Genomic DNA, 6,553 nt, shown 5'->3' on the forward strand with positions numbered 1-6,553 from the left:
ACTAGATAAGACTCCATTACATGAACTTCCAGAGGCAACTTATAAAAAGATTGAACTAATCAATTTTACAGAATACTATGAGTTACTTGCACGTAATTTAAATGCTTTAATAGGTAAATATAGATAAACAATATATTTTTTGGGTATAGATATAGTAATGTTCCTTTATAGCCCTTTTTTACAGAGTTTTTTTTATAAGCCGCTCTATATGCTTTAACACAGGTCTTAAGAAGTATAAGAAAAATCCAATTAATGTTGATTTTTCTGTTAAAATGTTTTTATGAGACATATACTTCACTCTTGTTGTTAATGTTTTTCGCAATTAATTTATACAACAAAATGTGAAGTCTGTCTCTATTTTTGTAGGATTTTATAAATATTAAACTTATAGGAATAATAGTAGCATATTTGTACTTAATGGCTCATATACTTTTTCAAGACACGATTAATATACATCTCTTATACTAAAAATATATAGACCACTAAATAGAAATATAATCAAATATATAATACATATAATTAAAGAGAAACTAAATGAAGCCCCTTCAAACGGAAGATTACCTCCTGGTAAATATGAAGATAAAGACAAGTTTGGAGTCAACATATACTTATAAATTGGATTGTTTTTTAGAAAAGATACGCCAATTAAGCCACCAAAATATACTGAAATAGAAATAATAATTGATAATCCAGCAGTTCGAACTATTGTAGCTACTAAAAATGATAGAGAACTGATAACAACTATTGAAAACACATCTGAAAGAGATGATAAAATAACATATTGCAACATATTTCTTTCCACAAGATTACCATTTGATAAGATGACATCATTAATAGAAGAGCTATTTTTGCTAAACAATATAAGTCCAATTATCAGTGAGATTATAAATAGTAGAGAGCATAGAATAATACTGACTAACGCTACAGAGCAAAACTTTGCTGTGAATATTTCCCATCTCTTTACTGGTTTAATAAGTAATTGACGTATAGAACCCTTGGAATATTCTTCAGCAATAATATTGGCTGAGAATATTGCCATAAATAATACAATAAAAGTAACAATTTTATTACAATTATATACAAATCTAAGCGGCGTAATTACATTTTCTGGTATATTGTGAGCTAATCTATACTTTAAAAGCTCAAGTCGTTCTTCATCAGATCTAACAATGCTTTCATCAGTGTCGGTAGTTTTTTCATCAGAAATTGTTTTTTCTAAATTAGTAATTTGTGATTCTAAATCAATCTTCCATGTCGTACCTTTATCTAATTTTATACTTCCAATTACGATTACAAGAATCGCAATAATTATAAATAATATAAAAACCACTGTTTTCTTCTGAAAAAACGTTTTAAAAAGCTCATTAGCGACTAACTTTATAAATTGTTTTAATTCATTCATTTATTTTGACCTCCTGTTTTCCCAATGAAATATTCTTCAAGACTTTTCTTTTGAGGGATGACAGACACAATATCTAAGCTTGAATTAGTTAATATATTTATTATTTTTGAAACAGTCTGTTGATGTTCAGTAACAGAAAAAACTTTATCAGATATTTTATTTACTTTGACTGAAATTGAGTTTAGAATTTCGTTAATCTTTACATAATCTATAACATTTAGCATTTCAAAATACACTTTATAGAATTCCCTTTGGCTTGTTTCGCCAATAGTTTTTGTTTCAACATGAGTACCTTTATCTATGATGGCAAATCTATCACATAGTAACTCCATTTCGCTTAAGATATGGCTTGAAATAATGACACAAACGCCATCTTTCTTAGCTATATCTATTAAAGTATCTCTAATTTCTCTAATACCTAAAGGATCAAGTCCATTAAAAGGTTCATCGAGAATCAAGACTTTGGGGCTATTTAAAAGTGCAATAGCAATGCCAAGACGTTGCCGCATTCCAAGAGAATAAGTTTTAACTTTATCTTTAAGTCTTTTTGATAATCCAACAAACTCTGCTACTTCAATTATCCTATCTTTTTTTATGTTTGGATACATATTTGCCATTATTTTAAGATTTAAATATCCGCTTAAGTGTTTGTAAACTTCTGGCTCTTCAATTATTGCACCTACATGCGCAAGTGCCTTTTCATAGTGATTTGCAACATGAATCCCCTCAATATAAACACTTCCTTCTGTAGGTTTTATTAGCCCTGTAATCATTCTCATGATGGTTGTTTTTCCTGCTCCATTTAGTCCTAAAAGACCAAATACTTCACCGTGATATGTTTTTATAGAAATATTATCTATTAATTTTTTTTTCCCAATAATTTTTGATAAATCTCTTAATTCAACTGCAACTTGCCCTGTGTTCACTTAATGTCACCCCTTAAAATAAATTTTCAATATATTTCAGCAATCCACTATACTCTAGAAATAGAAATATTATGCATATTACAGTAAGTGCAGATGATATTTTATGTTTTAAGGTTTTTTTATCATTTTTCTTATTCATACCTTTTTATTCCCCCTTTTCAGTTTATAAGTTTAGAATCGTAAACAAAATACAAAACAATATTAATAAAAATATTCCCCAAGTAAACGAAAAAGTTATTACTGTTAATGCTAATTTTCCGTCATATCTATAACTGCCTGTTTCTTTTATGCTTAGATTTATAACTTTTTTTACCATTAACTTTGAAGTTATAAAAATTGTTATCATTAATTGAAGTAGTGAAAAAATTGTATATGTAAATTTTACTTGATTTATTATATACATTATTGATATTAATGGACTTGAAATGATAAAAGATATAATAAACGTTAGCAAACTTCTACTAGTAATTAAGCCTTTGTAATTAATAGGAATTGAGATCAACAAGTCTTTATGTTGAATATCATCTGATTGAATTATACTTATAGAAATTGAAGTTATTATTAAAGAATAAATACCAATAAATACAGGAAAAATCATTTTACTGCTATAAAAGCTCTTTTGTGAGAGCGTTAAGCATATAACAACAATTGGAGAAATAAATGATGAAAGTACTTGCGGAGTTCGAATTAAATAGAAAATATCTTTCTTTAAAAAATTATTTTGTATAAATTTATTTATACATTTTGTTTGAAAAGATATATAAAAAGATTTCTTTAGATCTCTTGACGAAACCATGAGCAATCCTTTTTTATAACAATATGATGTTAAATTGATTGCTATTACAAATAGTACCAAACTATGAAATGCAATAATTATGGTAAATATCAAAGTATCCAATATATGTATTTCATTAAATAAAATATAACTTGGATATTGAAGAAGCCCATAAAATATACTTTCAATAATAATATTTTTAATTGCAATATTGGGAAACCCATTTTTGTATAAAAACGACAGTGATGTTAATAAAACAGAGAATACAACTAAAACGTAGTATGATACTGTTTTTAATCCCTTCCCTTTACATACCAAAAAAGCAACTGCAAAAAGGATGTGAGCAAAAACACTTCCTAAAAGTGATATGAAAAGCACTTCTGGAACAGTTATTAATAAAATTTCAAGACTGAAAATTTTATTAATAAAACATGCAAAAACAAATGGAAAATACATAAACGCAATTAAACTGAAAACCTCAATCCATACTATAAAGAATCTTACCAATATAATTTGTTTCTGATTTATAGGAGTAATTAGAATAATTTCACGTTCTGCAGACTCAAAATACTCTTTATAATATTTTTTTATTGCTATTGACATTGAGAAAATACATAAAAGCGTATAAATAACTATTGTATAAGCATTCATTTTATTTAATATGTCTTTAGGTACTAATTTAAGCACAAAATTTATTAATAAACATAATAATATTCCAAAGATAAATTTAGCTGATCGTTCAGCATATACCACAGAACTGGAGCGTTTTTTTACTACATCAGAATTTAACTTATATTTATATTTCAAAAAGTTCAAAAAGTTCATAAATTTAGTCACCTCAATTTTCAATAGCAGATATTAGATAATCTTCCATACTTGTAAGATTATCTCGAATGTTTTTTACTGAAATATTTTTCCTTACTATTTTGCCCCTTTCTATTATTGTAACTACATCAGCGATCTCTTCAATAATATTTAGTGCATGAGATGATAGAAATACAGTTTTACCATCTCTAACATATTCCCTTAACATATCTTTGAATTGTTTTATACTTATTGGATCAAGTCCAAGTGTAGGTTCATCATATATTAGGATTAACGGATTATGTATTATAGATGAAATAATAGAAACTTTTTGTTTGTTTCCTCTTGAAAGGGTTTCTATTAAGGTATCTTCATATTCATTCATTTCATAATGCGTAAGATATTTATTAATTCTTAATTTTATTTCTTTATCATTATCCATGCCATACAGATATGCAATGAAGTTTAAATGTTCAAATACAGTAAGTTTTTCAAAAACCGCTGGATAATCCGGACAATAACCAACAAACTTTTTATACTCTTGATTTTTGTAATCTATTTGCTTATCCATAAAGCAAACTTGTCCATGGTCAGGTAACTCGATTCCCATGATAATTTTAATGGTAGTCGATTTTCCAGCTCCATTTCTTCCAAGATATCCATAAATTTTCCCACTTTCAATATCTAATGTTTCGATATCTAAAACTTCTTTATTATTGTATTTTTTTTTAATATTCTTTAGAGATAAAATATTCAAAAAAACCATCTCCATCTTCTTTATTACATCTTATTTTACAATAGATTTCTGCTATCATAACATAAAATTTTTGCAATGTAAATAATCCCAATTTAGCATATTAAAGTTATATGTATTTTTTGCAATTGAATTTATAAATTAGAGCCTTAATTGAATACTTGACTCATTACAATTTTAGATGTAAAATTATTACTATAACATATATAATATGTTAAGTATATCTTTTTAATTGTATAATAGCGACAATTGAAAAGATATACTTAGCATATTATAACCCTGCTTAGTCATCATATGCAGGGTTATATAATATACTTCAAGATTAGCCTTACTTTTAAATAATGGATTTAAATTAAGTTCATTATTTAAAAGTTATAAGGTCAAATTTGCTAATAATTTAAAACATCATTTAGAATAAATATATAACTTAATGGAGTTATATGTTTATTCCAAAATGTTTTAATATTTCTTGAACCGCTTTATATGCACTCCAGCCTTTTAAGAACATATTTGCAACATCTGCTCCATGATCTTTTACCCAATTGATTATTTGGCCACCATAATAATATGCATATAATGCAACTGTTGATACAAAGCTAGAGCACCAAGAAAAGAATGCTGAAATCTTATCTGTAGGTATTTTACTAGCAAGGTCTTCTAATACGTCCAATAATTCTTCTAACATTTTATACTTCACCTACCATTTTAATTTATTTATATAACTATTTGCAAAGTATCTATCTCGCGAACATAGATTTATTACAAAAGTATATAGCTTGTACAAATAATACTTATTAAAATATATCCAATCCAATTGAATCACTGCTTGATCATATAATTTGTTATGTTGATAGTTTTTTTATAATCAAAATTCATTTTTTAAATAAGTATTATCTTTTCAATAATAAGTTTTTGTTTTACTTACATATAATTAATTTTTGTGCCTTACAATATTCGCACAATTATTACTATATAATTACACATGTCCCAAGTACAGGTATATATTCTCATAATATGTAAAACAGGTAAACAGCTATTACTCTAAACAGACAAAATAAGGCATTAAAATCAAAGAAACTGATTATTTGAACTATTTTTTCACAATATACTCTTCATTCTTAAAAATATATGTTTTATGATAATAATGATGATCTCTTATCTAAATATAGTGTATAATTCATTATTTTTATTGGAAATAAGTACAGCATGATTTAGCATGGTATTTATACTTTGTTTTTGCCAATAGTTTTAGAACTAGAAATCACTTATAAAGTGTCTATTTCTAAAACTTTTATTTAAATTCTGAAAACGAAGGTTCAGTAATTTTTGCTAGATGCACTTTATTATAGTAAAAATATTTATGGTTGATAATCTAATGTCAATGATATTAGATTATCAATCATAAATATTAAACTGTAGTTACAAATTTAAAAAAGAAGAAATGAATTAATTACTCTAAACGAATATAAATAGGAATATAGTTTATGCAATTCATTTTCGAGAAATAGAAAATTACAATTCTCTAACCAGTTCATTTCATTTTATTTATTCTGCATTACAGTTATAAGTCATGAATTAAGAATGAAATCCATGAAATGGATTTCTGAAGTATATATCTTTGAAAAGCCTATAGTTCTTTTTCTCTTAAATTATAAATATTTAAAGGATTTTCTCATTGATACAGTTTGCAAGTTATAAGTCTAGTTAATATGTTGAATATCTATAATATAAACATGTAAAATTTTAAGATAAAAAATTTGGAAATAAGGAGAAAGGGCTATTATGATGCATATAAGCAAATGTGTTACCTTACAGAATGAAAGCACAGAAGATTTTTCTGAATGGTTAAACTCAAAGTGCCACAACTCTATAATAGGGTGCATGAGATGCCA

General features: G+C 26.0%; 6 protein-coding genes. All 6 read right to left on the bottom strand.

From position 1 onward, the window contains the following. Positions 1-445 precede the first annotated feature (445 nt). Positions 446-1,402 (bottom strand): ABC transporter permease subunit, encoded by a 957-nt coding sequence (locus CLOBL_RS26290; RefSeq protein ID WP_077861701.1) that lies wholly within the window; start codon positions 1,400-1,402, stop codon positions 446-448. Continuing rightward, on the bottom strand, positions 1,399-2,328 hold the full coding sequence (locus tag CLOBL_RS26295; RefSeq protein WP_077861702.1) for an ABC transporter ATP-binding protein: 930 nt from the start codon (positions 2,326-2,328) through the stop codon (positions 1,399-1,401). The genes CLOBL_RS26290 and CLOBL_RS26295 overlap by 4 nt, the downstream gene beginning before the upstream one ends. A gap of 13 nt (positions 2,329-2,341) precedes the next feature. After that, entirely contained in the window at positions 2,342-2,467 is a 126-nt protein-coding gene (locus CLOBL_RS29095; protein WP_278281367.1) for a hypothetical protein, read from the bottom strand. 24 nt (positions 2,468-2,491) lie between these two features. Continuing rightward, positions 2,492-3,928 carry an elicitor-associated permease-like protein gene (locus CLOBL_RS26300; protein ID WP_077861703.1) on the bottom strand — a complete coding sequence of 479 codons (1,437 nt, stop codon included), beginning with the start codon at positions 3,926-3,928 and terminating at the stop codon, positions 2,492-2,494. A 13-nt stretch (positions 3,929-3,941) separates the two neighbouring features. Further along, entirely contained in the window at positions 3,942-4,664 is a 723-nt protein-coding gene (locus CLOBL_RS26305; protein ID WP_179117845.1) for an ABC transporter ATP-binding protein, read from the bottom strand. Between the two features lie 433 nt (positions 4,665-5,097). After that, positions 5,098-5,346 (bottom strand): AMEP412 family response elicitor, encoded by a 249-nt coding sequence (locus tag CLOBL_RS26310; protein WP_077861705.1) that lies wholly within the window; start codon positions 5,344-5,346, stop codon positions 5,098-5,100. Positions 5,347-6,553 lie beyond the last annotated feature (1,207 nt).

The organism is Clostridium sp. BL-8 (assembly GCF_002006495.1).
GTDB lineage: Bacteria > Bacillota > Clostridia > Clostridiales > Clostridiaceae > Clostridium.